This window comes from Serratia sp. CY38905 (assembly GCF_052168875.1).
Taxonomy (GTDB): Bacteria; Pseudomonadota; Gammaproteobacteria; order Enterobacterales; family Enterobacteriaceae; genus Serratia; species Serratia sarumanii.
Map to the genome: position 1 here is coordinate 1 of NZ_JBJNLV010000021.1, position 26,167 is coordinate 26,167.

General features: G+C 55.5%; 34 protein-coding genes and 4 pseudogenes. 23 read left to right on the plus strand and 15 right to left on the minus strand.

Annotation, left to right across the window (positions count from 1 at the left end; all coding sequences use genetic code 11):
* Positions 1–67 precede the first annotated feature (67 nt).
* Complete coding sequence (locus tag ACJ8MK_RS24360) at positions 68–604, minus strand: recombinase family protein (RefSeq protein ID WP_019725122.1); 537 nt, start codon at positions 602–604, stop codon at positions 68–70.
* Positions 605–739: 135 nt separating this feature from the next.
* Here ACJ8MK_RS24360 and ACJ8MK_RS24365 point away from each other — a divergent pair.
* Positions 740–805 (plus strand): annotated as a pseudogene (locus tag ACJ8MK_RS24365) (EAL domain-containing protein); the annotation flags it as partial.
* A gap of 139 nt (positions 806–944) precedes the next feature.
* Here ACJ8MK_RS24365 and ACJ8MK_RS24370 read toward each other — a convergent pair.
* The 7 genes and pseudogenes from ACJ8MK_RS24370 to tetR(A) form a co-directional block, all read right to left on the minus strand.
* The gene (locus ACJ8MK_RS24370) at positions 945–1,709 is read right to left on the minus strand and encodes an IS6-like element IS6100 family transposase (protein ID WP_001389365.1); all 765 of its coding nucleotides are present in this window, start codon (positions 1,707–1,709) and stop codon (positions 945–947) included.
* A gap of 117 nt (positions 1,710–1,826) precedes the next feature.
* Positions 1,827–1,895: pseudogene (locus ACJ8MK_RS24375) on the minus strand (EAL domain-containing protein); the annotation flags it as partial.
* A 320-nt stretch (positions 1,896–2,215) separates the two neighbouring features.
* The gene (locus ACJ8MK_RS24380) at positions 2,216–2,716 is read right to left on the minus strand and encodes a GNAT family N-acetyltransferase (RefSeq protein ID WP_000376623.1); all 501 of its coding nucleotides are present in this window, start codon (positions 2,714–2,716) and stop codon (positions 2,216–2,218) included.
* 127 nt (positions 2,717–2,843) lie between these two features.
* Positions 2,844–3,683: a sulfonamide-resistant dihydropteroate synthase Sul1 gene (gene sul1 / locus ACJ8MK_RS24385; protein WP_000259031.1), complete on the minus strand. Its 840-nt coding sequence runs from the start codon at positions 3,681–3,683 to the stop codon at positions 2,844–2,846.
* Entirely contained in the window at positions 3,677–4,024 is a 348-nt protein-coding gene (locus ACJ8MK_RS24390; RefSeq protein WP_000679427.1) for a quaternary ammonium compound efflux SMR transporter QacE delta 1, read from the minus strand. The genes sul1 and ACJ8MK_RS24390 overlap by 7 nt, the downstream gene beginning before the upstream one ends.
* 703 nt (positions 4,025–4,727) lie before the next feature.
* The gene (dfrA1, locus tag ACJ8MK_RS24395) at positions 4,728–5,201 is read right to left on the minus strand and encodes a trimethoprim-resistant dihydrofolate reductase DfrA1 (protein WP_000777554.1); all 474 of its coding nucleotides are present in this window, start codon (positions 5,199–5,201) and stop codon (positions 4,728–4,730) included.
* A 476-nt stretch (positions 5,202–5,677) separates the two neighbouring features.
* Positions 5,678–6,328, minus strand: a complete 651-nt coding sequence (gene tetR(A), locus ACJ8MK_RS24400; protein WP_000164043.1) for a tetracycline resistance transcriptional repressor TetR(A) — start codon at positions 6,326–6,328, stop codon at positions 5,678–5,680.
* A 105-nt stretch (positions 6,329–6,433) separates the two neighbouring features.
* Here tetR(A) and tet(A) point away from each other — a divergent pair, with 105 nt between their 5' ends.
* On the plus strand, positions 6,434–7,633 hold the full coding sequence (tet(A), locus tag ACJ8MK_RS24405) for a tetracycline efflux MFS transporter Tet(A) (protein ID WP_000804064.1): 1,200 nt from the start codon (positions 6,434–6,436) through the stop codon (positions 7,631–7,633).
* A gap of 31 nt (positions 7,634–7,664) precedes the next feature.
* Here the strand turns inward: tet(A) and ACJ8MK_RS24410 are convergent, their stop codons facing one another.
* Together ACJ8MK_RS24410 and ACJ8MK_RS24415 are read right to left on the minus strand one after the other, a co-directional pair.
* Positions 7,665–8,549, minus strand: coding sequence for a DMT family transporter (locus tag ACJ8MK_RS24410; protein ID WP_000058717.1), 885 nt, complete (start codon positions 8,547–8,549; stop codon positions 7,665–7,667).
* A 137-nt stretch (positions 8,550–8,686) separates the two neighbouring features.
* Entirely contained in the window at positions 8,687–9,079 is a 393-nt protein-coding gene (locus tag ACJ8MK_RS24415) for a cysteine hydrolase family protein (RefSeq protein ID WP_001351729.1), read from the minus strand.
* A 3-nt stretch (positions 9,080–9,082) separates the two neighbouring features.
* Here ACJ8MK_RS24415 and ACJ8MK_RS24420 point away from each other — a divergent pair.
* Positions 9,083–10,834 (plus strand): annotated as a pseudogene (locus ACJ8MK_RS24420) (Tn3-like element TnAs1 family transposase); the annotation flags it as partial.
* A 35-nt stretch (positions 10,835–10,869) separates the two neighbouring features.
* Positions 10,870–11,400, plus strand: coding sequence for a DinB/UmuC family translesion DNA polymerase (locus tag ACJ8MK_RS24425; protein WP_311095139.1), 531 nt, complete (start codon positions 10,870–10,872; stop codon positions 11,398–11,400).
* Positions 11,401–11,546: 146 nt separating this feature from the next.
* Here ACJ8MK_RS24425 and ACJ8MK_RS24430 read toward each other — a convergent pair whose 3' ends face one another.
* Both ACJ8MK_RS24430 and ACJ8MK_RS24435 read right to left on the minus strand, forming a co-directional pair.
* Positions 11,547–11,828 carry a helix-turn-helix domain-containing protein gene (locus ACJ8MK_RS24430; protein WP_000780222.1) on the minus strand — a complete coding sequence of 94 codons (282 nt, stop codon included), beginning with the start codon at positions 11,826–11,828 and terminating at the stop codon, positions 11,547–11,549.
* Positions 11,809–12,138, minus strand: coding sequence for a type II toxin-antitoxin system RelE/ParE family toxin (locus ACJ8MK_RS24435; protein WP_000493286.1), 330 nt, complete (start codon positions 12,136–12,138; stop codon positions 11,809–11,811). Before ACJ8MK_RS24435 ends, ACJ8MK_RS24430 begins: the two co-directional genes overlap by 20 nt.
* A gap of 235 nt (positions 12,139–12,373) precedes the next feature.
* On the opposite strand from ACJ8MK_RS24435, the gene ACJ8MK_RS24440 reads away from it, so the two are divergent.
* Entirely contained in the window at positions 12,374–13,015 is a 642-nt protein-coding gene (locus ACJ8MK_RS24440) for a hypothetical protein (protein WP_032440552.1), read from the plus strand.
* 139 nt (positions 13,016–13,154) lie between these two features.
* Here ACJ8MK_RS24440 and ACJ8MK_RS24445 read toward each other — a convergent pair whose 3' ends face one another.
* The 3 genes from ACJ8MK_RS24445 to ACJ8MK_RS24455 form a co-directional block, all read right to left on the minus strand.
* Positions 13,155–13,439 carry a hypothetical protein gene (locus tag ACJ8MK_RS24445; protein ID WP_015344981.1) on the minus strand — a complete coding sequence of 95 codons (285 nt, stop codon included), beginning with the start codon at positions 13,437–13,439 and terminating at the stop codon, positions 13,155–13,157.
* A gap of 71 nt (positions 13,440–13,510) precedes the next feature.
* A complete protein-coding gene (locus ACJ8MK_RS24450; RefSeq protein WP_032440553.1) occupies positions 13,511–13,720 on the minus strand; it encodes a DUF7706 family protein in 210 nt (69 codons plus the stop codon).
* Positions 13,713–14,771 (minus strand): FitA-like ribbon-helix-helix domain-containing protein, encoded by a 1,059-nt coding sequence (locus ACJ8MK_RS24455; protein WP_032440554.1) that lies wholly within the window; start codon positions 14,769–14,771, stop codon positions 13,713–13,715. The genes ACJ8MK_RS24450 and ACJ8MK_RS24455 overlap by 8 nt, the downstream gene beginning before the upstream one ends.
* Before the next feature lie 784 nt (positions 14,772–15,555).
* Between ACJ8MK_RS24455 and ACJ8MK_RS24460 the strand changes: the two genes are divergently transcribed.
* The 18 genes and pseudogenes from ACJ8MK_RS24460 (at position 15,556) to ACJ8MK_RS24545 (ending at position 26,132) form a co-directional block, all read left to right on the plus strand.
* Positions 15,556–15,804, plus strand: a complete 249-nt coding sequence (locus ACJ8MK_RS24460) for a helix-turn-helix domain-containing protein (RefSeq protein ID WP_032440555.1) — start codon at positions 15,556–15,558, stop codon at positions 15,802–15,804.
* An 84-nt stretch (positions 15,805–15,888) separates the two neighbouring features.
* On the plus strand, positions 15,889–16,374 hold the full coding sequence (locus ACJ8MK_RS24465) for a hypothetical protein (protein ID WP_032440556.1): 486 nt from the start codon (positions 15,889–15,891) through the stop codon (positions 16,372–16,374).
* 66 nt (positions 16,375–16,440) lie between these two features.
* Complete coding sequence (locus ACJ8MK_RS24470) at positions 16,441–17,181, plus strand: tyrosine-type recombinase/integrase (RefSeq protein ID WP_032440557.1); 741 nt, start codon at positions 16,441–16,443, stop codon at positions 17,179–17,181.
* Positions 17,182–17,421: 240 nt separating this feature from the next.
* Entirely contained in the window at positions 17,422–18,396 is a 975-nt protein-coding gene (locus ACJ8MK_RS24475) for a plasmid segregation protein ParM (protein ID WP_032440558.1), read from the plus strand.
* A 2-nt stretch (positions 18,397–18,398) separates the two neighbouring features.
* Positions 18,399–18,842: a plasmid partitioning/stability family protein gene (locus tag ACJ8MK_RS24480; RefSeq protein WP_032440559.1), complete on the plus strand. Its 444-nt coding sequence runs from the start codon at positions 18,399–18,401 to the stop codon at positions 18,840–18,842.
* Between the two features lie 180 nt (positions 18,843–19,022).
* Positions 19,023–19,529 (plus strand): hypothetical protein, encoded by a 507-nt coding sequence (locus ACJ8MK_RS24485; protein WP_223174614.1) that lies wholly within the window; start codon positions 19,023–19,025, stop codon positions 19,527–19,529.
* Positions 19,522–20,019: a hypothetical protein gene (locus ACJ8MK_RS24490; RefSeq protein ID WP_032440560.1), complete on the plus strand. Its 498-nt coding sequence runs from the start codon at positions 19,522–19,524 to the stop codon at positions 20,017–20,019. The genes ACJ8MK_RS24485 and ACJ8MK_RS24490 overlap by 8 nt, the downstream gene beginning before the upstream one ends.
* 117 nt (positions 20,020–20,136) lie before the next feature.
* On the plus strand, positions 20,137–20,586 hold the full coding sequence (locus ACJ8MK_RS24495; RefSeq protein ID WP_032440561.1) for a JAB domain-containing protein: 450 nt from the start codon (positions 20,137–20,139) through the stop codon (positions 20,584–20,586).
* A 44-nt stretch (positions 20,587–20,630) separates the two neighbouring features.
* The gene (locus tag ACJ8MK_RS24500) at positions 20,631–20,897 is read left to right on the plus strand and encodes a helix-turn-helix domain-containing protein (protein WP_023285835.1); all 267 of its coding nucleotides are present in this window, start codon (positions 20,631–20,633) and stop codon (positions 20,895–20,897) included.
* 642 nt (positions 20,898–21,539) lie between these two features.
* Positions 21,540–21,719, plus strand: a complete 180-nt coding sequence (locus ACJ8MK_RS24505; RefSeq protein WP_023285836.1) for a hypothetical protein — start codon at positions 21,540–21,542, stop codon at positions 21,717–21,719.
* Between the two features lie 72 nt (positions 21,720–21,791).
* Positions 21,792–22,652 carry a DUF4942 domain-containing protein gene (locus ACJ8MK_RS24510; protein ID WP_032440562.1) on the plus strand — a complete coding sequence of 287 codons (861 nt, stop codon included), beginning with the start codon at positions 21,792–21,794 and terminating at the stop codon, positions 22,650–22,652.
* 189 nt (positions 22,653–22,841) lie between these two features.
* Complete coding sequence (locus ACJ8MK_RS24515; protein ID WP_004187354.1) at positions 22,842–23,180, plus strand: hypothetical protein; 339 nt, start codon at positions 22,842–22,844, stop codon at positions 23,178–23,180.
* Positions 23,181–23,277: 97 nt separating this feature from the next.
* Positions 23,278–23,508 carry an Hha/YmoA family nucleoid-associated regulatory protein gene (locus tag ACJ8MK_RS24520; protein ID WP_032440563.1) on the plus strand — a complete coding sequence of 77 codons (231 nt, stop codon included), beginning with the start codon at positions 23,278–23,280 and terminating at the stop codon, positions 23,506–23,508.
* 298 nt (positions 23,509–23,806) lie between these two features.
* On the plus strand, positions 23,807–24,043 hold the full coding sequence (locus ACJ8MK_RS24525) for a hypothetical protein (RefSeq protein WP_086556679.1): 237 nt from the start codon (positions 23,807–23,809) through the stop codon (positions 24,041–24,043).
* Positions 24,044–24,127: 84 nt separating this feature from the next.
* Complete coding sequence (locus tag ACJ8MK_RS24530) at positions 24,128–24,451, plus strand: DUF1380 family protein (protein ID WP_048255496.1); 324 nt, start codon at positions 24,128–24,130, stop codon at positions 24,449–24,451.
* A 141-nt stretch (positions 24,452–24,592) separates the two neighbouring features.
* Entirely contained in the window at positions 24,593–24,754 is a 162-nt protein-coding gene (locus tag ACJ8MK_RS24535; RefSeq protein ID WP_023157916.1) for a creatininase family protein, read from the plus strand.
* Positions 24,727–24,903, plus strand: coding sequence for a creatininase family protein (locus ACJ8MK_RS24540; RefSeq protein WP_227599551.1), 177 nt, complete (start codon positions 24,727–24,729; stop codon positions 24,901–24,903). The genes ACJ8MK_RS24535 and ACJ8MK_RS24540 overlap by 28 nt, the downstream gene beginning before the upstream one ends.
* A gap of 691 nt (positions 24,904–25,594) precedes the next feature.
* Positions 25,595–26,132, plus strand: a pseudogene (locus ACJ8MK_RS24545) (DUF2913 family protein).
* Positions 26,133–26,167: the final 35 nt, after the last annotated feature.

Below are 26,167 nucleotides of genomic sequence, written 5' to 3' on the forward strand. Positions count from 1 at the left end.
CGTACGGCCCACAGAATGATGTCACGCTGAAAATGCCGGCCTTTGAATGGGTTCATGTGCAGCTCCATCAGCAAAAGGGGATGATAAGTTTATCACCACCGACTATTTGCAACAGTGCCATATCTGGATCGCGCAACAGGGCTTTGATCTCTCGCACCTGCTGGTCGTCTAACTTCGGCTTGCGGCCACCGGCCCGGCCACGGGCGCGGGCTGCTGCCAGCCCGGCCTGCGTCCGCTCACGGATCAAGCCGCGCTCGAACTCGGCCAGCGCCGCGAAAACATGGAATTGCAGCTTGCCCGATGCGCTGCCCGTCTCGATCTTCTCGGTCAGGCTCTCGAAATGCACGCCGCGCTGTTCAAGCTCGGCCACGATCTGCACCAAGTCATGCAGGCTGCGCCCGAGTCGATCAAGCCGCCACACCACGAGGGTATCCCCGGCCCGTAACGCCTTGCGGCACTGCTCAAGCTCCGGGCGTGCCGCGCTCTTGCCGCTGGCCGCTTCCTCATAGATCACGCTGCACCCGGCCTGCTGGAGCGCGTCGCGCTGCAGGTCTAGGTGCTGGTCGTCCGTCGAAACGCGGGCGTATCCAATGCGTTGATTCATTGACAGTGCCTGAACATAGAAAAATTGACGGTTATCTTAACGGTTTTGGGTATGCCCGGCCATGAAAAAGCGAAACCCTGCAGACCTGTCCAGAAAACCACCGTTTTCTGAACATCGCCACAGATAGCCCGAATTGTCATTTTCAGAAGACGACTGCACCAGTTGATTGGGCGTAATGGCTGTTGTGCAGCCAGCTCCTGACAGTTCAATATCAGAAGTGATCTGCACCAATCTCGACTATGCTCAATACTCGTGTGCACCAAAGCGAGGTGAGCATGGCGACGGAGGCTCTGTTGCAAAGATTGGCGGCAGTCAGAGGTAGGCTGTCGCTCTGCGCCGATCAGGCGGCTGCTGCGAAATGGTGGTTGAGCATGCCCATGGCCTCCGTCAGCGCCGAGGGCCCAATGCCAAAAGCTCTCTCCACAAGGCGCACCTCGCCCCTGATGCCGGGCTGCAGGCACCAGGGGCGAGCCTGTCCTTTGCGCAGGGCTCGCATGACTTCGAATCCCTTGATCGTGGCATAGGCCGTGGGGATCGATTTGAAACCGCGCACCGGCTTGATCAGTATCTTGAGCTTTCCGTGATCGGCCTCGATCACGTTATTGAGATACTTCACCTGCCGGTGGGCCGTCTCCCGGTCCAGCTTTCCTTCGCGCTTCAATTCGGTGATCGCTGCACCATAGCTCGGCGCTTTGTCGGTATTGAGCGTGGCAGGCTTTTCCCAGTGCTTCAGGCCTCGCAGGGCCTTGCCCAGGAACCGCTTCGCTGCCTTGGCGCTGCGGGTCGGCGACAGGTAGAAATCGATCGTGTCGCCCCGCTTGTCGACTGCCCGGTACAGGTAGGTCCACTTGCCCCGCACCTTGACGTAGGTTTCATCCAGGCGCCAGCTCGGATCAAAGCCACGCCGCCAGAACCAGCGCAGCCGCTTCTCCATCTCCGGGGCGTAGCACTGGACCCAGCGATAGATCGTCGTATGGTCGACCGAAATGCCGCGTTCCGCCAGCATTTCCTCAAGGTCGCGATAGCTGATCGGATAGCGACAATACCAGCGCACCGCCCACAGGATCACATCACCCTGGAAATGGCGCCACTTGAAATCCGTCATCGTTCCGTCCGTCCAATCTCCGCCAAGCATGCTCAAGCTTCACGATTTTTGCAACAGAGCCCACACGAGTATTGAGCATAGTCGAGATTGGTGCAGATCACTTCTGATATTGAACTGTCAGGAGCTGGCTGCACAACAGCCATTACGCCCAATCAACTGGTGCAGTCGTCTTCTGAAAATGACATTTGGTATCTCTCATAAACGGATGTTTTTGAGAGAACTATCTTCGGCCTTCACACGCACGAAAGGCGGCGAAGCTCCGCCGTTAATCCGTCCGCCGGAGATCTCGCCCAGGCAGGCTGAAGGCCGAGCAAGCCTGACAGGCCCGAAAAGCCCGGCACGGGCGTCGGCGGCGATGACGGCGGCGGCATTATCCAGGGTTGATGATGGAAGTGGAGGATATCGACAACCTCTCGCGCAACCAAGACATCGCGGTCGGACTGCAAGTGATCTTGAAGCCACGGGCCCGTCCCACCCCGACATGGACCTCGATGCCCGAACGGACGTTAGATTTCGAGTTCTAGGCGTTCTGCGATGAAGGTTGGATCCCAGCCGGGATTGAAAGTGTCGACGTGGGTGAATCCGAGCCGCTCGTATAGGCCACGCAGGTTCGGGTGGCAGTCGAGCCGCAGCTTGGCGCACCCCTGCGTTCGCGCGGCATGGCGGCAAGCCTCGATCAGCGCGGAGCTGACACCCCGGCCCGCATGTGTCCGTCGCACCGCGAGCTTGTGCAGATATGCGGCCTCCCCCTTGAGGGCGTCGGGCCAGAACTCGGGATCCTCGGCCGACAAGGTGCAACAGCCGACGATGCCGTCGCTGCAACTCGCGACTAGGAGCTCGGATCTCAGGACGAAGGTCTCCGCGAATGTCCGGTCGATCCGCGCGACGTCCCAGGCGGGCGTTCCCTTGGCGGACATCCACGCCGCAGCGTCGTGCATCAGCCGCACAACCTCGTCGATATCACCCGAGCAGGCGACCCGAACGTTCGGAGGCTCCTCGCTGTCCATTCGCTCCCCTGGCGCGGTATGAACCGCCGCCTCATAGTGCAGTTTGATCCTGACGAGCCCAGCATGTCTGCGCCCACCTTCGCGGAACCTGACCAGGGTCCGCTAGCGGGCGGCCGGAAGGTGAATGCTAGGCATGATCTAACCCTCGGTCTCTGGCGTCGCGACTGCGAAATTTCGCGAGGGTTTCCGAGAAGGTGATTGCGCTTCGCAGATCTCCAGGCGCGTGGGTGCGGACGTAGTCAGCGCCATTGCCGATCGCGTGAAGTTCCGCCGCAAGGCTCGCTGGACCCAGATCCTTTACAGGAAGGCCAACGGTGGCGCCCAAGAAGGATTTCCGCGACACCGAGACCAATAGCGGAAGCCCCAACGCCGACTTCAGCTTTTGAAGGTTCGACAGCACGTGCAGCGATGTTTCCGGTGCGGGGCTCAAGAAAAATCCCATCCCCGGATCGAGGATGAGCCGGTCGGCAGCGACCCCGCTCCGTCGCAAGGCGGAAACCCGCGCCTCGAAGAACCGCACAATCTCGTCGAGCGCGTCTTCGGGTCGAAGGTGACCGGTGCGGGTGGCGATGCCATCCCGCTGCGCTGAGTGCATAACCACCAGCCTGCAGTCCGCCTCAGCAATATCGGGATAGAGCGCAGGGTCAGGAAATCCTTGGATATCGTTCAGGTAGCCCACGCCGCGCTTGAGCGCATAGCGCTGGGTTTCCGGTTGGAAGCTGTCGATTGAAACACGGTGCATCTGATCGGACAGGGCGTCTAAGAGCGGCGCAATACGTCTGATCTCATCGGCCGGCGATACAGGCCTCGCGTCCGGATGGCTGGCGGCCGGTCCGACATCCACGACGTCTGATCCGACTCGCAGCATTTCGATCGCCGCGGTGACAGCGCCGGCGGGGTCTAGCCGCCGGCTCTCATCGAAGAAGGAGTCCTCGGTGAGATTCAGAATGCCGAACACCGTCACCATGGCGTCGGCCTCCGCAGCGACTTCCACGATGGGGATCGGGCGAGCAAAAAGGCAGCAATTATGAGCCCCATACCTACAAAGCCCCACGCATCAAGCTTTTGCCCATGAAGCAACCAGGCAATGGCTGTAATTATGACGACGCCGAGTCCCGACCAGACTGCATAAGCAACACCGACAGGGATGGATTTCAGAACCAGAGAAAGAAAATAAAATGCGATGCCATAACCGATTATGACAACGGCGGAAGGGGCAAGCTTAGTAAAGCCCTCGCTAGATTTTAATGCGGATGTTGCGATTACTTCGCCAACTATTGCGATAACAAGAAAAAGCCAGCCTTTCATGATATATCTCCCAATTTGTGTAGGGCTTATTATGCACGCTTAAAAATAATAAAAGCAGACTTGACCTGATAGTTTGGCTGTGAGCAATTATGTGCTTAGTGCATCTAACGCTTTTAGCAGGGGCGCGACGTCAGGAGCGTCCCTTGCCTAAACTTGTTAAGGCATTTGTGAACAAACGCCACCAGTATTTTGGTTTAGAACCAATGCATACTTCATACGAATACAGCCTATCTCGAATCAAGCAGGAACCATCCAAGATTGGCATAAAAGGTACATTCAACCTTTTCACTGCATCCCATTGGTGCACGTACTCGGTCTTGCAACTCGGACACTTTGGGTTTGCACCAGGAACAAACCTACCCCCGCAAGGGCAATCTGGAAGAGTTGCTGCTATTCGATCCAAGAGCTCTTGATTGATTTCATTTTCATACAGTAATGCATGGTCCTGCTCTCTATGGATTACATTCGAGCAAGTATCACAGAAAAAATGCGGGCAACTGTCGCTCATGCCGCTCGATTGCCAGGCAGGAGTTTCCTTCCCACACTTTGGGTTTGGGCATTTCATTCTTCCTATCCATGGTGCATTCGCTTCGTAATGTACGATTTTCATGTAGCCTTAACGCCTGGCACAGCGGATCGCAAACCTGGCGCGGCTTTTGGTACAAAAGGCGTGACAGGTTTGCGAATCCGTTGCTGCCACTTGTTAACCCTTTTGCCAGATTTGGTAACTATAATTTATGTTAGAGGCGAAGTCTTGGGTAAAAACTGGCCTAAAATTGCTGGGGATTTCAGGAAAGTAAACATCACCTTCCGGCTCGATGTCTATTGTAGATATATGTAGTGTATCTACTTGATCGATCAGGCTTTTGTATATCTCCCCACCACCTGAAACAATGACATGATCCGTTATTTTCTTTAGGTTGGTTAAAGCATCTTTAATTGATGGAAAGATCAATACGTTCTCATTGTCAGATGTAAAACTTGAACGTGTTACGACCGCATACTTTCGGTTGGGTAATGCTCCCATTGATTCAAAAGTCTTGCGTCCAACCAACAGCCATTGGTTATAGGTAATAGCTTTAAACAGGAGCTGTTCACCTTTGGCACTCCATGGAATATCAGGGCCATTCCCGATAACTCCATTCTTCGATATAGCTACCATTAGTGATAGTTTCACAATTCTTCCTCAGAGGTTAACTTTGTTTTAGGGCGACTGCCCTGCTGCGTAACATCGTTGCTGCTCCATAACATCAAACATCGACCCACGGCGTAACGCGCTTGCTGCTTGGATGCCCGAGGCATAGACTGTACAAAAAAACAGTCATAACAAGCCATGAAAACCGCCACTGCGCCCCTATCTCATCTGCGCAAGGCAGAACGTGAAGACGGCCGCCCTGGACCTCGCCCGCGAGCGCCAGGCGCACGAGGCCGGCGCGCGGACCCGCGCCACGGCCCACGAGCGGACGCCGCAGCAGGAGCGCCAGAAGGCCGCCAGAGAGGCCGAGCGCGGCCGTGAGGCTTGGACGCTAGGGCAGGGCATGAAAAAGCCCGTAGCGGGCTGCTACGGGCGTCTGACGCGGTGGAAAGGGGGAGGGGATGTTGTCTACATGGCTCTGCTGTAGTGAGTGGGTTGCGCTCCGGCAGCGGTCCTGATCAATCGTCACCCTTTCTCGGTCCTTCAACGTTCCTGACAACGAGCCTCCTTTTCGCCAATCCATCGACAATCACCGCGAGTCCCTGCTCGAACGCTGCGTCCGGACCGGCTTCGTCGAAGGCGTCTATCGCGGCCCGCAACAGCGGCGAGAGCGGAGCCTGTTCAACGGTGCCGCCGCGCTCGCCGGCATCGCTGTCGCCGGCCTGCTCCTCAAGCACGGCCCCAACAGTGAAGTAGCTGATTGTCATCAGCGCATTGACGGCGTCCCCGGCCGAAAAACCCGCCTCGCAGAGGAAGCGAAGCTGCGCGTCGGCCGTTTCCATCTGCGGTGCGCCCGGTCGCGTGCCGGCATGGATGCGCGCGCCATCGCGGTAGGCGAGCAGCGCCTGCCTGAAGCTGCGGGCATTCCCGATCAGAAATGAGCGCCAGTCGTCGTCGGCTCTCGGCACCGAATGCGTATGATTCTCCGCCAGCATGGCTTCGGCCAGTGCGTCGAGCAGCGCCCGCTTGTTCCTGAAGTGCCAGTAAAGCGCCGGCTGCTGAACCCCCAACCGTTCCGCCAGTTTGCGTGTCGTCAGACCGTCTACGCCGACCTCGTTCAACAGGTCCAGGGCGGCACGGATCACTGTATTCGGCTGCAACTTTGTCATGCTTGACACTTTATCACTGATAAACATAATATGTCCACCAACTTATCAGTGATAAAGAATCCGCGCGTTCAATCGGACCAGCGGAGGCTGGTCCGGAGGCCAGACGTGAAACCCAACAGACCCCTGATCGTAATTCTGAGCACTGTCGCGCTCGACGCTGTCGGCATCGGCCTGATTATGCCGGTGCTGCCGGGCCTCCTGCGCGATCTGGTTCACTCGAACGACGTCACCGCCCACTATGGCATTCTGCTGGCGCTGTATGCGTTGATGCAATTTGCCTGCGCACCTGTGCTGGGCGCGCTGTCGGATCGTTTCGGGCGGCGGCCGGTCTTGCTCGTCTCGCTGGCCGGCGCTGCTGTCGACTACGCCATCATGGCGACGGCGCCTTTCCTTTGGGTTCTCTATATCGGGCGGATCGTGGCCGGCATCACCGGGGCGACTGGGGCGGTAGCCGGCGCTTATATTGCCGATATCACTGATGGCGATGAGCGCGCGCGGCACTTCGGCTTCATGAGCGCCTGTTTCGGGTTCGGGATGGTCGCGGGACCTGTGCTCGGTGGGCTGATGGGCGGTTTCTCCCCCCACGCTCCGTTCTTCGCCGCGGCAGCCTTGAACGGCCTCAATTTCCTGACGGGCTGTTTCCTTTTGCCGGAGTCGCACAAAGGCGAACGCCGGCCGTTACGCCGGGAGGCTCTCAACCCGCTCGCTTCGTTCCGGTGGGCCCGGGGCATGACCGTCGTCGCCGCCCTGATGGCGGTCTTCTTCATCATGCAACTTGTCGGACAGGTGCCGGCCGCGCTTTGGGTCATTTTCGGCGAGGATCGCTTTCACTGGGACGCGACCACGATCGGCATTTCGCTTGCCGCATTTGGCATTCTGCATTCACTCGCCCAGGCAATGATCACCGGCCCTGTAGCCGCCCGGCTCGGCGAAAGGCGGGCACTCATGCTCGGAATGATTGCCGACGGCACAGGCTACATCCTGCTTGCCTTCGCGACACGGGGATGGATGGCGTTCCCGATCATGGTCCTGCTTGCTTCGGGTGGCATCGGAATGCCGGCGCTGCAAGCAATGTTGTCCAGGCAGGTGGATGAGGAACGTCAGGGGCAGCTGCAAGGCTCACTGGCGGCGCTCACCAGCCTGACCTCGATCGTCGGACCCCTCCTCTTCACGGCGATCTATGCGGCTTCTATAACAACGTGGAACGGGTGGGCATGGATTGCAGGCGCTGCCCTCTACTTGCTCTGCCTGCCGGCGCTGCGTCGCGGGCTTTGGAGCGGCGCAGGGCAACGAGCCGATCGCTGATCGTGGAAACGATAGGCCTATGCCATGCGGGTCAAGGCGACTTCCGGCAAGCTATACGCGCCCTAGGAGTGCGGTTGGAACGTTGGCCCAGCCAGATACTCCCGATCACGAGCAGGACGCCGATGATTTGAAGCGCACTCAGCGTCTGATCCAAGAACAACCATCCTAGCAACACGGCGGTCCCCGGGCTGAGAAAGCCCAGTAAGGAAACAACTGTAGGTTCGAGTCGCGAGATCCCCCGGAACCAAAGGAAGTAGGTTAAACCCGCTCCGATCAGGCCGAGCCACGCCAGGCCGAGAACATTGGTTCCTGTAGGCATCGGGATTGGCGGATCAAACACTAAAGCTACTGGAACGAGCAGAAGTCCTCCGGCCGCCAGTTGCCAGGCGGTAAAGGTGAGCAGAGGCACGGGAGGTTGCCACTTGCGGGTCAGCACGGTTCCGAACGCCATGGAAACCGCCCCCGCCAGGCCCGCTGCGACGCCGACAGGATCTAGCGCTGCGTTTGGTGTCAACACCAACAGCGCCACGCCCGCAGTTCCGCAAATAGCCCCCAGGACCGCCATCAATCGTATCGGGCTACCTAGCAGAGCGGCAGAGATGAACACGACCATCAGCGGCTGCACAGCGCCTACCGTCGCCGCGACCCCGCCCGGCAGGCGGTAGACCGAAATAAACAACAAGCTCCAGAATAGCGAAATATTAAGTGCGCCGAGGATGAAGATGCGCATCCACCAGATTCCCGTTGGAATCTGTCGGACGATCATCACGAGCAATAAACCCGCCGGCAACGCCCGCAGCATCGCGACCGTCATCGGTGAGAAGTTCGGCAGGTATTGGGTGGTGACAATGTAGGTGCTGCCCCAAATGGCAGGTGCTATCGCTGTGAACAATAAATCGGGCGTGCGTAATGACATGCGATTACAAGACCTCCGCTACGGCGATGGGTTTTTGAGAGTTGCAGGCGCCGCGATGACCGCACCCTGACTTGGACTGGCCCTGCCTCGCACCAATCCACCTGCGGCTATGGCCGCGATCATGCGAGGCCCGAAAATTACACGACCTGTACACGTCCGCCGAACCCGGAACGCAACAGAGCTTCGTGGGCATCCCGATCCGGGTCGTAGCAGCAGTCCTGGACCAAACGCACGTCGTAGTCCGCATCACTAGCCCAGGCGACGCTTGAAAGAACAACGCCGGTGGTGCTTATCCCGGCCATGACAAGCGTGCTTACGCCGCGCGTCCGAAGGTCGGCGTCGAGCGCCGTGCCATAAAAGACGCTGGCTCGCGGACATGCATAGAAAAGGTCGCCCCGTTCGATCGCAAGCCCTTCGACGGGCAGACCGGTGCGAAATCGTCCGCTCGGGAGATACGGTGAGATTTGGCGATTCGTCGCCGGCGGCGCATGTTCATACTCTTCGCCGAGCGAAAAGTTGGGGAACAGCACGGGCCGGCCGCGCAAGGCGTGCTGGCAGCCGTGCAGACCCTGCGTGAGATGAACGCCGACAACCTGCGCAAGGTGCCGGCCGATGCACCCACGGCCTTCATCAAGCCGCGCTGGAAGCCGCTGGTGATCACCCCGGAAGGCCTCGACCGGAAATTCTACGAAATCTGCGCCCTGTCCGAGCTGAAGAACGCCCTGCGCTCCGGCGACATCTGGGTCAAGGGCTCGCGGCAGTTCCGCGACTTCGACGACTACCTGCTGCCGGCCGAGAAGTTCGCCGCACTCAAGCGCGAGCAGGCCCTGCCCCTGGCGATCAACCCGAACAGCGACCAGTACCTGGAAGAGCGTTTGCAGCTGCTGGACGAGCAGTTGGCCACCGTCACCCGCCTGGCCAAGGACAACGAGCTGCCCGATGCCATCCTCACCGAGTCAGGGCTGAAAATCACCCCGCTGGATGCGGCGGTGCCGGATCGGGCGCAGGCGCTGATCGACCAAACCAGCCAGTTACTGCCGCGCATCAAGATCACCGAACTGCTGATGGACGTGGACGACTGGACGGGCTTCAGCCGCCACTTCACCCACTTGAAGGACGGGGCCGAGGCCAAAGACAGGACGTTGCTGCTGTCCGCAATCCTCGGTGATGCGATCAACCTCGGGCTGACCAAGATGGCCGAGTCGAGCCCCGGCCTGACCTACGCCAAGCTGTCCTGGCTGCAAGCCTGGCACATCCGCGACGAAACCTATTCGGCGGCCTTGGCCGAGCTGGTCAACCACCAGTATCGCCACGCCTTTGCCGCCCACTGGGGCGACGGCACGACCTCATCCTCCGATGGCCAGCGCTTCCGCGCGGGTGGCCGGGGCGAGAGCACCGGGCACGTCAACCCGAAGTACGGTAGCGAGCCGGGACGGCTGTTCTATACCCATATCTCCGACCAGTACGCGCCGTTCAGCACCCGCGTGGTGAATGTCGGCGTCCGCGATTCCACCTATGTGCTCGACGGCCTGCTGTACCACGAGTCCGACCTGCGGATCGAGGAGCACTACACCGACACGGCCGGCTTCACCGATCACGTCTTTGCCCTGATGCACCTGCTAGGCTTCCGCTTCGCGCCGCGCATCCGCGACCTCGGCGAAACCAAGCTGTACGTGCCGCAGGGCGTGCAAGCCTACCCGACGTTGCGCCCGCTGATCGGCGGCACCCTGAACATCAAGCACGTGCGTGCCCACTGGGACGACATCCTGCGCCTGGCCAGCTCGATCAAGCAGGGCACCGTCACCGCCTCGCTGATGCTGCGCAAGCTCGGCAGCTACCCGCGCCAGAACGGACTGGCCGTGGCCCTGCGCGAGCTGGGCCGGATCGAGCGCACGCTGTTCATCCTGGACTGGCTGCAAAGTGTTGAACTGCGCCGCCGCGTGCATGCCGGCCTGAACAAAGGTGAGGCGCGCAACTCGCTGGCCAGGGCGGTGTTCTTCAACCGCCTTGGGGAAATCAGGGATCGGAGCTTCGAGCAGCAGCGCTACCGGGCCAGCGGCCTCAACCTGGTGACGGCGGCTATCGTGCTGTGGAACACGGTGTACCTGGAACGCGCCACCCAGGGGTTGGTCGAGGCCGGCAAGCCGGTGGACGGCGAGCTGCTGCAATTCCTGTCGCCGCTGGGCTGGGAGCACATCAACCTAACCGGCGATTACGTCTGGCGGCAGAGCCGCAGACTGGAAGACGGGAAGTTTCGGCCCTTACGGATGCCCGGAAAACCTTAGCGTACGATTTTTTCCGAATTCTGCGGGCTCCCCAAATTGTCGTCTCCAGGTCATTTGGTGAGCGTGTAACCAGCTTTCAGGAAATGCAGATGGCCATCACCGGCTTTGCTGCGCGGGCAGGAGAAAAGCTGCGTCAGGAAAAGCAGCACTGTCGTGCGATCAGTGTCTTTATCCGAACCAGCCCGTTTTCACCCCGGGATGCGCCCTGTGCCAGCCAGGCGACGGAGACGCTACTGGTAGCCACTCAGGACAGCCGGGACATCATTGCCGCTGCCCAGCGTGCGCTTGCGCGCATCTGGCGTGATGGCTACCGGTACGCAAAGGCTGGTATCATGCTGGCCGATTTTTCCGGCCGCGAGGCACAACTTAATCTGTTTGATGAATGTGCTCCCCGTCCTGACAGCGAAGCCCTGATGAATGCCGTCGATCGGATTAACCGCGCCGGTAAGGGCCGCATTTTTTTTGCCGGCCAGGGGATCAATGTGGGGTTCGCGATGCGCAGGGAAATGCTGAGTCCGGAATACACGACAGACTGGAACGCCTTGCCGCGTGCTTTCATGAGATAAGCGATATCTGGATTTTATAGATGTAAAATCATATGGTTACATTATTAACGTATGGTTCTTCCCCATTGGGCTTCAGACCTCCTGTACCGCGTTTTCCTGTTGAGACAACACCTACCCGGCGAAAACTAAAACCGGGTAGGATGTCATCAGTACAGGGCAATGACAGGTTTTTTGATGCCGCAGGCGTGAGCGTAGCGGGTCAGAGTGTCGATGCTGGCTTTGGTGATGTTGTTTTCCAGGCGGGAAATAACCGGAGGTGTAACCCCCATGCGTTCAGCAACCTGCGCTTTTGTCAGGTTGTCATGTTTACGCCATTCCGCAAGTAGCTCTCTGAGCTTCTCCTTGCGTTCTTCTTCCTGCCATGCAGCGCGATATTCGTCGTCCTGCATCCACTCGTTATGCAGTTCTTTATGGCTTACCAGTTTCATTAAGTACCTCCGCTAACCGCTTTTTGGCGAGATCGATTTCTTTCGCTGGCGTTTTCTGTGACTTCTTGATGAAAACCCGGAGCATGATGATGGTATTGCCTTTGTGGTATACCCAGATGCCCCTGGCTATGTCCGTCCCCATCGTGCGGATCTCAAAAAGTCCATCGCCCAGGGGCTTCGTGTCCGGCTCCCGCAGTAATCGGGCATCATACTCCAGTTTGCCGATGAGACGGTCAAACTTCACCCTGATTTTTACGGGTAATGCTGTGGCTTCTTCCCTGGCTTCCGGGTGATAAACAACGCTAAACATGTGACCTCCCATTTCCATTAATATTAACCTATAGGCTAATGTTAGGCAAGGTGAAAATTAACCTGTAAGCTAATTTTTAGGGAGGGGTATGCGACCAGCTATGACACGGACCCAGCATTGACAAAAGGCTCTAAAATTGTATTTTTTAACTTTTACGTTCCTTTTTACATCAGTGCCTTAACATTTTTTCTATGTACTGAACGAAGGGATAATTTTGAGACAAGGATACAATTATATGAAAGTGAATTATCTGGCACCGTTATTATGTATTGGCGTGTTGGCGCTGACCGGTTGTAACGATCCAAAGAAACCCTCCGAAAGTAATTTCAAAGAAGCCGCACAGCAGTATCTGGATACTGTATACCCGGCATGTTATATCAAAGCTAATTTCCCTTACAAAACAGATGGTTTCAACATTAACAACATGCCAGAAATATTGCATGCAATGGCAGAAAAAGGGTTGTTAACTGAAACAGAATTATCGCGTAAACATATTGATGCCACATGGGGGATTAAAGAACGAGATATAGTCGTTAACAGTTATGACCTGACGGAAGAAGGGAAAAAATACTACAAGCAAGATGCGGCTAAAAATATGCGAGGTGAGAATCTTGGTGGATTCTGCTTTGGAAAAGCAACAGTAACAGACGTCAGTAATTTCACTGAACCATCTGATGCAATGGGGCAGAAAATTTCCCGAGTGACTTTTACATATAAAGTTAGTGATATACCTGACTGGGCAAAATCACCTGAGATTCTGAATGCCGACCGTCAGATAAAAAAAGACGTAAACTCAGAACATGATGGTGTGAAAGTGACCAATGTTTTCCTCCTGACTAATAACGGATGGATACATCAAAAGTTATTTGGTAAATGATTAACCCTAAGTGATAGGGCGTGTTTTGAGATAGTTAGCGAAGATGAGGCACTTGCGGTTATCTGGCCGTGAGTGCCTGGACGGTACGTTCACCTCTGAAAAAACAGGCCTGCCGCTCTGACGAGGCCTGTTTTAATTCTCAGATATAAACTGTCCAGAAAATGGCGATGGCAGTAAAGAAAATCGCCATTTTAAACGATGCTCTGGTTTTCCTTTCCTCCGCAGAAATCATCGCGTGGAGTGCTTCTTTTTTATCATGTATGGTTAAACTGCCAGGCAGTTCAGGCCACCTTTTCTGTAACTGCATGGTTTCCAGTTTCTTCAGTGAGGACTGATTATAAACCCCGTACGCCCACAGCAGTAATGCCAGTCCCGGCGGCGTGAGCTTAATGAATAAATTAAAAATATCAGTTTCTTGGGTCATCTGATTTCCTTTGTCTTCGTCAGGCAGTACAGGACTCTATAATAGAGGGATTCTGACGACGGACAACCATCCTACCGTGGTGCATAACCCTCTTCCGCCAGTGCTTTCATGAGCTGATTGATACCATCCATCATCAGGTATGCCTCAATATCAGACGTTGCCAGCCGGCGGCAGTCACTGAATCCCTGCCGCTTGACCAGCTGTGCGAGCGCCTGTGCTTCCCTGTGCGTCAGCTGCAGATTCACCTCAACGGGTTTTTCATGGCGTATTTCATCATTCATCGTCAGACTCCTGTTCTGTCGTACCGGTGTGGGTGGCGAGCCTGTAACGGGAACGTTGTTCGTCCATCCCGAAAGAGTAGCGCGTCAGCATCTCCAGGTCGTCCTTATCCATCAGACGTTGCTTCTCCTTCAGGTGCGCCATGACCCTATTGATAATCTCCCGATCGTCCGGCCAGAAATACCCGCCGTTGCGTTCCGGATTGCGCTTACCCAGCATTTCTTCGTGCCAGATATCCTCCCACCAGATGTTTTCCCGGCCGCAGCGTTTTGTGATCAGCAGCGGGTGACAGTCGTTCTCTTCAAATTCATACTTCAGCCGTCCCCGGGCGATATCGTAACTTTTCACGAACACATCGTTAATGGTATAGAAAATATACAGCTGCTCGAGCATGGCGAAAAAATCGCACAGATCGTGAAAACCGGTATTGCCGACGTGTTCGCTCAGGTGGAGGTTAGTCCAGAAGATCTCCGCCTGCAGGCTGTTGCGGAACTCACGCAGGATGAGAATACTCCCCTCCGGGGAGTCTTCGCGGATGAGGCTGATCTTATAGACCGGATTGCCGGCGGCGTCTGGCGTCAGCAGGGCGCGCGCATCGTCATACGCGCTGCCGTGGCCGTTAAGGCGTCGCTGCGAACCGAACGCGAACGGGCGTCCCTCGCCGAATTTCAGCCAGCGTGCGGAACAGCCCAGGTAAGTGGCCAGACGGTCGGCCTGCTCAAAATCCGGGACGTCGTGGCCGGAAAACCAGTTCATCACCGCCAGTGGGTTGGCCTCACCGAGGCGCTCCGCCAGGGCGGCCGCGTCCATCGGCGGCTGGTAATTGGGGCCGGGGCGGGAGGCCGCTTCGTTGACCAGGGGTAACAGGTGCCTGAGGCGGGCGCTCAGCTCCCGGCGGTAACGATCGGCGCCGGTAAGAGCTGCTTCACGCTGCACGGACTGTGCGATCACAAAACGGGCGTGCGCCTCGGTGCTGCGCTCCTGGCGGGCGGCTTCCTGCTCAAACTGCCTGTAGATTTCATCTGGGATGTTGCGGACGTTCAGACGCTGCATGGCGTTCTCCTGGCTGACTGATTTTCAGTCACTATGCCTGTCAGAATGCAATGAGTCAATATGTGATCGTTTGGTGTTTTTTGGTGTCTTCATATGGTGATCATTTTGATGTCATCTTTATCAGGGAGTGTCGTTTTGCGGTCCGTTGCGGTTTAGCGGTATTCTCCGCAGCGCCGCCACTTATCCACCGTTTCTGTGGATAACGCTATATGTAGTGGCTCCGTCAGCTGAGAACGGCACAAGATATGGTGTCCGCGCCGGCAGCCGCGCGGCCGCTCCCCTGCCTTCCTTCCCCTGTTGATTTCGCTTTTCACGGTATTTACGTTTTTTCCGCAATTGTGGCACCGGCCAAAAGGTATTTTCCGGTGGTTGCGGGCGTAAAAGTCACAGGGTGAAAAAATAAGGGGGCAAATTATCAGCCGGCCTGATGTGTGAAGCCCGGCAGGGTTATACAGGGCAGGTGAAAAGGGACAGGGAGAAGCATCATGAAGACGCCAGGCATGCTGTTTGTGCTGCAGCTGTGCGCCGGGTTCCTGACGGGCCGTGATATCAGACAGGAAGTGCGCGTGAAAAAGACGACGAGTCCATTTTGCCCTTCAGTGCCTGTTTAACCGCCTCAAATGCTTCCTGATGTTTGATATCCATCGCGTCTCCTGTTGTGTTTACGGCGGATTTAGTGTTTTAATATGCATTAAAATGTTCAAATATGAACATTTTCAGACTGTAAACACAGGCGGAATATAACAAACTAATCCACCCGTACAGAGCATGGGAGTGCGGCGAATTGACCGGATTTGACTTGATCCTTTGGCGACGGGGCCTGAACTGGACCCAGGAACGCGCCGCGGCAGAGCTCGGCATCAGCCGTACCAGCCTGGTAAAATATGAGGACGGTGAGGCTGTGCCCCGGACGATACAACTTGCCACCGCTGCACTCACGCTGAAAGCGGAATGGCCAACAATGAAGACCATGAGCAAAGACAGGCTGCTGCGGCAGCTGAAGAACGAAGTGCTGAGGCTCAGTAATGAATGAGTCCATCCCTGTTATCGGCTCTTTTATCCCGTATCCGGGATCCCGGCTGCCGGCAGAAATGGTTCATCCTCAACAGGAGATTATATGAAACTAAAAGGATACGTCACCGCTCTGCCGGTGCTGCTGCTGACAGGGTGCGCTGTGCTACCCGGACAACCCACCGATTATGGGCGCTTCTGTAACGTATCAGGCATCGCCAGCCACGGTGAAACCTACCGTGTCAGTGACAGCCAGGATTTCTGGTTAACCCCGAACGGCCGCTATCTCAGCCAGGCTGAGTACAGCAGCCCGGCAGATACGCTTCAGAAACTGACGGGTGTGGTCAGTGGTGAAGATCCTGACCAGGCGCGGAAGAAGGCTGTCAGGGTACGGGTGTTCCGAGTCGAAAGTGAGAGCGCGAGTAAAGGTGCGTGCCTGCCCGTGCGTTATGACGACAACAACGCACGGCGGAAAATGGATTCGCTGACTAACGGCCGGCGTATGAAGGTGTACAGTGAAGATGCTGGTCAGTCCGGCCAGCAGATTTACGATAACAGTCGCGGTGCCGGCTTCAGTTACAGGTTACTATGAGCCGGTTTCGGCAAAAAACACTTTAAAATTCAGCCTCCTGCCGGCTGATTACCGGATTTTAAAAAATTGAACACTTTTCCCCTGCAAATTCCTCAGAATTCACGTAGCGACGCCATCGAGACCGGGCGCGTGGCATACGTCTACTTCGATTATGCCGATGCACTGGCGCTGCGGGAGATGGCCAGCCAGGCTGATTTACCCAAATACCTGCTGGCCCCGGAGGTGTCGTTATTTCTGCGATATGTGCCTGACCTGCGCCAGCAGGTCCTTTTCGACACCCTCTGGAACACGGGCGCACGCATTAATGAGGCGCTGGCGCTGACCGGCGCCAGCTTTCAGCTTGACGGTTCCCGGCCGTTTGTCCGGCTGAAGACGCTTAAACAGCGTCAGCGCGGGCGTGGGAGACCCGGGAAGGATGAGGCGGTGTTCCGTATTGTTCCTCTGACCGATCCTCAATATGTCAGAAAGGTGCGTGAGTTTCTGACCACCCTGCGTATTGGCAAACAGCAGCTGCTCTGGCCGGTGCAGAGTGATAACACGCCGCGTAACTGGATCAGGAAAGCGCTGGACCTCGCAAAACGTGACTCTGTCACTTTTAGTATCCCCGTCACCTGCCACACGTTCCGGCACAGCTTCTGTATGCACCTGATCCAGCATGGGGTTCCTCTGAAAGTTGTGCAGGCCTACGCCGGGCATTCCCGGCTGGAAACCACTGAAACCTACACGCGCGTGTTTGCGCTCGATGTCGGGCGTCAGTATGGCGTCCGATTCAGCCTTCCTGACAGTCATTTAACACTTCCGGAATAATCCTCATTCCATCCTTATATTTCCATATAAATCTAAATTAATCCTTAATGTTTCTTTATCAGGCCGTTTGCAGGACGGTCTGGCCCTCGTTTGTTGGTTTTTGTTCGTTATTTTTCTGTATTTTTCTACATTAGTGCGTCTTTTTGTCTTTACACGCAAACCCGGATACGTAATAATCCATTTGAATGTTGTATTTTTCCTGATGGATACGGTTTTTTTCTAAATAATGTGAGGTTTGAAATGCGTATTTTTGTTGACGACGGTTCCACCAATATCAAACTGGCATGGGTGGCAGACGGTGAAGTGAAAACGTTGATCAGTCCGAACAGCTTTAAACCAGAATGGTCCATGACGCTGCTGACTGATTCAACGGGGCCGGCTTCCGCCAACTATGAAATTGACGGGGAAAAGTACAGCTTTGACCAGCTGAGCCCTGATGCCGTGCGCACCACGGAAACCCGCTATCAGTACAGTGATGTGAATGTAGTCGCTATCCACCACGCGCTGATGCAGTCCGGCATTGAACCGCAACCGGTTGACATTGTTGTGACGCTGCCGCTGGGCGAGTATCTGGATGAGAACGATCAGCCTGATATGGCCAAAATCGAGCGGAAAAAAGCGAACGTGAAACGCGCGGTGACCGTTCAGGGGCATGAGAGCTTTACCGTGCGTAAAGTCAGTGTGCTGCCAGAGTCGGTCCCTGCAGGCTTCAGTGTGCTGAAGGATCTGGACGATCTGGACTCCCTGCTGATTGTCGATATCGGTGGAACGACGCTGGATATCGCGCACGTTCGCAGCAAAATGTCCGGGTTCACCAAGACGCATTGCGATCCTAAAACCGGCGTATCCATCATCACCGAGGCCGTAAAACACGCACTGGATACCAGCGTGAGTACCCGTACCAGTTCATATTTTGCCGACCGTCTGATCCAGGCGCGAAATGACGATAGTTTTCTTTCCCGTTATCTTCAGAACGCTGACCAGCGGGCCCAGGTAATGAAGGTGCTGCACGAGCGTGAAAAAGCCCTGACGCACCGCGTCACCGATTCAGTTGGCCGCTTTGCCGGCTTCACACACGTCATGGTTGTCGGGGGCGGCGCCAGCCTGGTCGCCAGCGCAGTGAAGCAGGCCACGGGGGTGAGTGACGATCGCTTCTTCGTCAGCGATAACCCGCAGTTCGATCTGGTATTGGGCATGGTGGCAATGAAGGGCTGAGTATGACTGATAACCGTAAGTGCTCGTTTTATATCTATCCGGATCGCAATGCGGCGGACCGGGTAGCCGACGGATTTCTTGAGAAACTGCCTCAGAAAGAGCGCGGCCGCGCGATGCGCGCCATGATGCTCTGTGGTGCCGCGCTGATGAAACAGGACGAACGCCTACCGTTCCTGATCGCTGAATTTCTGACGGAAGGCACCTCGATGCAGGATATTCAGCGGATCATCAGCAGTACGCTGCCGCAGCAGGATACAGGAGAGATGGCGCGTCTGTTTGAGGCGTTTCTGCAGGCCACCGGCGGCGCCAGTAATACGTTACCGCCGACAGGCGGATCAAGGCCGGAAAACAGCCCTGCCGTGACTCCCGAACCGGCGGCACCGGAGGATAAGAATCTGGAAGAAACCCGTAAGAACGTCCAGCATCTGTTCCCGGATGATGACTAAGGTGAACTTCCGCGCCATCGCTGACAGCTCTAATGTGGAAAATGTGGTGCTGATCAGCGGTGTGCCTGCAGCAGCGGCAGACACTCTGCCGCCGGCAATTTAACTTGATTATATGGCTCATTCGCCGTATTGTTAAGGCTCATTTTTCGGTAGCGCCCCGCCTGGCGAAGGAGTAAAACCATGCAATCATTCCCCCTGTTCGTTTCCCGTGCTGTACCGGTGATCATCAGTGACCATTGCCTGCGGCAGCAGCGCAGCTCCCTGCACCACACGTCATGCCAGATTAACCTGAGTTCAGGAAGTCACCTGCGCTCATGGCCTTTCTGCACGCTATCCAGGCGGGAAATAAGCGACCGGCAACCGGCTAAGCCCCGCGGTTACTGGTTCAGTCACTGTGGCCGGGATGTCATGTTTACGGGGCATATCGATGAGGCAGATCCTATGAAACAGGTCTACTACAACGAAGGCTGGAGCGGTTCGAGCAAGTATACGTTTGAAGTTTATCAGCTGGAGAACGGGAGTTACCGGGCGCTGGTCCGCAAATGGAATGGCAAAATCAATAAGGTGCAGCAGGAAACACAGTACCTGTCTGACACGCGAGAGGGACTGAAACTCCAGGACTATCCCCGCACGCGCCAGGTGAAAATATTTCTGAATTCTGACTTCTGGGAGAAGGGTGATGATTAAGATGGTTAGCGTCGTTCCGCAGCCGGAAACGGTGAAGATGCTCCGGGGAAAAATGGGCATGACTGAAACCGCATTAGGGGCCGTCATGGGGTATGAACTGCGCGCCTGGCAGCGTAAGGAAGCCATCAGCGACGACCTCAGTCAGTACAACAAGACCAGTCTTCGGCCGGGCGAATATAACATGCTGATGCTGATCGCCGGCGTGCATCCTGATTACCGCCTGAACAGGACATTCAGCCCGGATGATATGGTTAAAGAGCCTGCCACGGCCGAAGACGTTCGCCGCCTGCGTCTGGCGCTGGGGCTGAAACACGCAGAAATTGCAGCGCTGTTTGGCTATAAGCCGGCGTCATGGCAGACCAAAGAGAAGGCCGCACAGCGTGGCGTGAAGCTCAAGACCGGGGAATTCAACTTCCTGTTACTGCTGGCCGGTGAGCATCCGTCACTGCAGCTGGTTGAAAAAGTGAAACAAGATCAGCTGCCGACCTGATAAAAGCCCGTTAATTCTGGTTTTTTTATAAAATACTGTATTTACATATAGGACAAAATGTCCTAATATATATTTGTGGCCGGGCAAGGTGCTCAGGTCCCCTACCGAGGGAAATATATGAAATTTTCAGCAGAAGAACTCAACATTATCCGCCAGGCGGATGCCATTATTGCCAGCAAAATTACCACCACGGATTTTATTACCGGTGCAGACGCCGCGCGTTCCTTGCTGCGGTTTCGTCTTGCTGCAGAACCACGCGAATCATTCTGCGCGTTCTTTCTCAACAGTCAGAATGGCGTGATCGCCTTTGAAGAACTGTTTCAGGGAACTATCAACAGTGTCACCGTTCATCCGCGTATCGTCCTGCAACGCGCCCTGCATCATAATGCCGCCGCCGTGGTACTGGCGCATAACCATCCTTCCGCTTTCACTGAACCCAGTCAGGCTGACAAGCTGATCACCGAGCGTCTGGCGCAGGTGCTGGGGATGGTTGACGTCAAAGTCCTCGATCACCTGATTGTGGGCGGCTGCGATATTTTCTCTTTTGCTGAACATGGTCTGATTTGACAACCGCGGCCGCACAGTGGTGCGGCCGGCTCTGGAGGCTTGCTATGGGCAATAAATATACCGTGCCACTGAACGTGGGCGCAATCCGCGAAAGCTGTTTCCGTCCCGCTGACAAATGGACCCCGCCGACGGGGGATGAACTCCGCTATTTGCTGGAAAATGTGCTCAACCTGAGTCAGGAGGGGCTTGCGCGACATGTTGGCGTTAACGGCAGAACGGTGCGCCGCTGGGTGAACGGAGAAAGCGACATCGCGTATTCCGTCTGGTGCATCCTTTGCATCGATGCCGGCTTACCGCCGATCTGGAAATAGCAGCGCAAAACACCGGCGCGAAAATGTGCTTCCTGAAGAGAAGCTGAAGGGCTTGTGCAACTGCGAACCGCAGTACCGAACATCGGTACTGGAATCCAGTGAGGGGCTGAGCCGCTATCTGGCCGGGGCTGAAAACTGAGAAGGTGGCCGCCTCCTGCAGGGGCTGTACGGGCATTAAACCTGTATTGCTCTGAAACGCGCTGTACGCCTCTCTGAGTGCTTCTTTAAAAAAGCTGCAACCTTCTCGCATTAATCGCTTTGACGTGTCCAGGCGCGCATTCAGCCCCATTCTGATTTGATTTCGGCCTGGTATTTGCCAGTGAGCCTACTTTAGATATCCGCAGAGCGTTTCCTTCCTGTTCATTTCAGGTCAGTTGCCGTCATTCCCTGGTGGCTCCACCGTTCCCTCAGCGGGTTCAGGCTATCGCGGGTGTCTGATGCCTGGACCTCTGCACCATGCCGGCAAAGTGCCGCCATCTGGATCTAAAAGCAATATTTACAGGGACAGGCGTCAAGGGAAAAACAAAGAAAAGTAATCATATAATGCTTGCTTTATATGGCTCATTAGACGTATAATAATCACATCGAAAGGCAATGAGGCTTTTCGCGGTAGCGCCCCGACTGGCGCAGGAGTAAAAAATTATGAGTAAAGCACTGACCCCTTCCCAGCTTAAAGCTGAACTGGACACGCAGAAAGATGCGCTGCTGAAGGCGTGCCTGTATGCCCTCAACGAAATCCCTAACCGCCGTTTAAGTGGTCCATATTCATCCACGTATGCGCTGGCCGCGCAGGTCAGTAAACTGCTCCAGAGCTGCAAATAATCATTGAAGGGCTGGCATTACCAGCCCTGTTCAACCCTTACGGTAGCGCCCCGCATGGCGCAGGAGTCTGAAATGTCATCTAAAAATACTCTCCCGTCAGTCGATCTGATGTACTGCCAGCATGGCGGTGAAGTGATCCCGTCCATTGCTATTGAGCGCATCATCTCGTTGCGGGATGAAGGTATCCGCGTCTATCTCGACGGCATAGACAAGCTGCGAAAAGCGCGCGATCTGATGCAGCAGGCCGGAGGCTGCCAGTACCTCTATGACTACGACAAAGCCGTAGAGAGCGCCATCAAATGGAGCGACACCACGCCAGATCAGGCCGAAACGGCTATTTCCCGCGTTATCGACGGAAAAATCTGGGATCGGCTGATGACGGAAACCGGTATGTATACGCTGATGAGCAACAAGCAACGTCAGGAATGGGATCGGCAGGTGGCAGGCAAAGAAATGCCGCCGATAACGCTGGATAACGTTATGAGTACGTTCCGGCACCTGAACGCAAGCAAGGCTGATACCTTCACGCAAGGGCTGATTGATATCTTTAAATCCCTGTCGTGGGATTATAAAACCAATAACCCCTGCATGTTTGGCAAGCGTATCATCATCGCGCCGTTGCTCGATGTCTGGCGCAGTGGCTGGGTGCGCTTCAGCTCAGACGGGCACACCAAAATTGACGATCTGGCGCGGCCGTTCTACGTGCTGGACGGGCGTAACGTGCCTGATTACCGCGTTTCTGACGGTGCCAGACTGGATGCCTTTTTCAGTGAAAACCAGTTCAACGGTAAGGTGTTCGAGTGTGATTACTTCAGCGTGCGATATTACAAAAAGGGCAGCGCCCACATTACGTTTAAACGCCCGGAGCTGGTTGAGAAGATCAATAATCTGGTTGCCAGTCACTATCCCGGAATGTTACCCCCTCGCGTGTAATGCAGACGGCAGGCCGCATTTGCGGCCTGAAATATAAACAGGGAAAGGAAGTATTCCCCGGCCTGAGAAAATCATGCCGGGCATGTATTTATTGCTTGAATAATATGGCTCATTAGACGTATAATGATCACATCGAAAGGCAATGAGGCTTTTCGCGGTACCGCCCCGACTGGCGCAGGAGTAATAAACATGGCTATTCAATCCCTTCAGTTCCGTAACGGCTCCGTTTCTCTTGGTGATGTTTTTGTTTCCAGCTGGGGTTATGAGCAGACAAATACCTGTTTTTATCAGGTGATCGCCCTGCGCGGTAAGAAAACCGCTGTACTGCGCCGCATCGCTGCGCAGCAGGTGAAAGCAGACAGTGCAATGTCTGGCGAGTTAAAGCCGGTATTGAACGACTTTAAAGGCGAACCCGTGACCCGTCGCATCTGTGAAAACCATGAGCATCCGTCTGTCAGCATTGACGAGTACGAACAGGCTTATAAGACCGATCCTAACGAAAGCCATTTTTACAGCACCTGGGGCTGACCGCCTGCCACGCCCCGCAAGGGGCGTATAGTCGAAGACTTATTCAACCAAAACGTGAATACTATGCGAAATAACAAGGCGCTCAGGACGCAGATACATGGCGGAAACAGTTTATCAGGCGCGGAGGCGTTTTTACCTTCTCCGTTTTCGGCGCAGTCGTAACCCGGACACACTGGAAAAAATGTACGAATCCATGCGGGATCGTGGACAGGTGCCGGAGGAGGACACCGCGGCTTTTGAGGCTGCCGCCGACCATCGCCGCGCAGAGCTGGCATCGGGACGCATCTGGGATAAGATCCCGCCGCATGTCTGGCAGTATGTAAAATAATCACAGCGCCCCCACGAGGGGCGTTTTTTTGCTTGCGCATATGGCTCATTAGACGTATAATGTTTTTACTGATTCAAATCAGTACCTTCCTAAATAGCCTTACAGGTGCATTATGACCTCTTCTGAAATCCTCCATAACCTCCCTCAGATTATCACGGCCGTGGCCGCCCTCATTACTGCCATTACCGGGCTGATTAAAGTCATGAAGGATAAGGGTAAGGACTGAACCGCCGCAGGGGGCGACAGCCCCCTGCATCCCTAACCGGCAGCGCCCCGACTGGCGCAGGAGTAAAAAAAAGTGACAACGCTGCATATTCAAGACATTCCCACTGATGGCGCGCCGCCTGTTTGTGCAGGCCGCTCAATCTCAGATGATGACCTTTGCGCCTCATGCCAGCATCTCGACTATCGCCCTGGGCACCTCAGCGCCTGCCTGCTGTCAGGTTGCGGGCGTGACGACTGGCCTTCAGAACTGGATGCAAACGGCTACAGCGTTGCCTGTAGCGGCTATGAGCGTGAAAAATCGCTTGATTAACATGGCTCATTAGACGTACAATAATTACATCGAAAGGCATCCGGTCTTTCGCGGCAGCGCCCCGTCTGGCGCAGGAGTTTTACAATGCACGGTAACGTAAATGAAATTTGCGCAAGGCTTCTCGACAGTTTTGATCCACAGCAGCGGATCAGCCTGCTGATCTGGACTGCTGAAGATGTCCATGACTGCACCAGTGATATGAACCTCACTGACGATGAGGCCGAAGCCGTTCTGGCAGAAATCGCGGAATGCAGTTCACACAGCCGTTATGGCGTCGGAAAAGATACCGTCTGGAGCCTGGCAAAGCAGGTGCGCGAAGATGCCGCCCGCGATCGAAAAATAGAGGTCAATGCCGAGGCGCTGCAAAAAGTCGTGGCGCTGGCGGCGCAGTTTATCCGTAGCACATAGCAGGACATAGAGCCGGTCTAAAATGCCCTAAATGCAACGTACCGTATCTTTTATTGTTAGACAAAACCGGAGGTAAACATGCTTAAACCGTCTTCTCCCTAGTGGTGTGATCTCACCACGCGGGAATTCAGTAAACTGGATATGGCGAATATCGTCGCAGTACTACCTATTTGCGCCGTAGAACAACACGGACCTCATCTGCTGGTTCGGGTGTTTGCTGCCATTAATGCCAGCATTATTGAGCGAGCTGCAGAATTACTGCCTGCCAATTTACCATGCTGGTGTTGGCCACTTTGCCTGTAGGTAAATCTGACGAACACCTAGCTTACCCTGACACACTTTCGTTGCCATATGATGTTCTGGGGAAAGTGTGTTTTGAAATGGCTAAAAGCGCCTGGCGCACAGGTATTCGCAAGATCGTTTTCTGGAATTCACAAGGCGGCCAGCCCTAATTGATGGAAATGGTTTGTCGCCAGCTGCGCATTGAATTGGAGATGTTTGCCGTCGGTGCCAGCTGCCTCCGCCCCAAGACCTCCGAGGTGTAAGGCGCGTTGAATATCGGGAAGAACCGGCCCGAGGCTCGTAATGGGGGCGCGCAGATTCGCGCCAATCAGCACAATGCTGACGTACAAGCCCCAGCGGGAAGTTGTCCTAGTGGGGTTGGAGGGGGAAAGCGCAGAAGACACGGCAACCTCATAACATCAACGAGCCACAAGTGACGTAGCCCTAGTGATGCGTTGGTTGACGTTAACGCTTACGCGAGATTCGGAAGATAGGAGACGGATCCGTATATCACCACATCCCTTAAAACCCGGCGATCAAACCAGCGCCGGACCGGAGTGTCCTTGACTACACCTCGCCCGAAAGGGCGAGATAGCGGGGTAGAGCTAACCAGGACAGGGGGCAAACGGGCAGAATTTATAGTCCGGTAACCGGCTACGTCGGGCTTTCGGCGCCATTTGACTCCACAGACGCATGTAACCTCATCTGGCGCCTCCATGCCGCAAAGCGGCATTCAGAAGACTGGCTGCGCACTGCTCGCCAGTCCGGACCTGATGTTCAGTTCAGGGGCTACGGTTCCGGATGAAACCCGCTTCCGGTTAAGATATATTCAGCTCCCAAAACAAAGGAAAAAACTCCCCAGTGAATCTGACAGAAAAATCAGCACATTTGGCGTGGTGCGCCTTGGTGGCGCTGGCGTTAGCCAGGCAAAACGGTGACGTTGTGTCACCGGTACAGGAAAATCTCTTTCTCACCCGCTGGCTGGCGACAGCACTGAAGCAACGTCGTTTTTCGCGTGACGTGGCCCCTGACATCGAGTGGCTTCTGAAACAGGGCCGACAGCTGGGCGTCAATGCTAAACTGGCCCGTAAGCTGAACTACCTCTGGCGTTCCAGCTCCGGGGAGTTGTCTGCGCAGAATGACCTGTTCCGGTTGACCCATGCTCTGGAAACGGCGAAAGATATGTGCTGGAACTACCGACTATGCAGTTACCCTGAATGACAGCATAAACGGCATTTATCTTTCACGCTCCAGTCTCGATGCTGCTTTTGATGACGATGGTCGACAGATTAATCCTTTGATAGGGGTCCGCTTGGAAAACGGAATCTATGGTCACTCCCGTTTTTGCAACACCGATTTTGACGACAAGTTGGCTTGCTTGAATCTATCCGGCGTCTGAATGGGATTTTATTCCCGCGCCTCGATGAGTTCCGC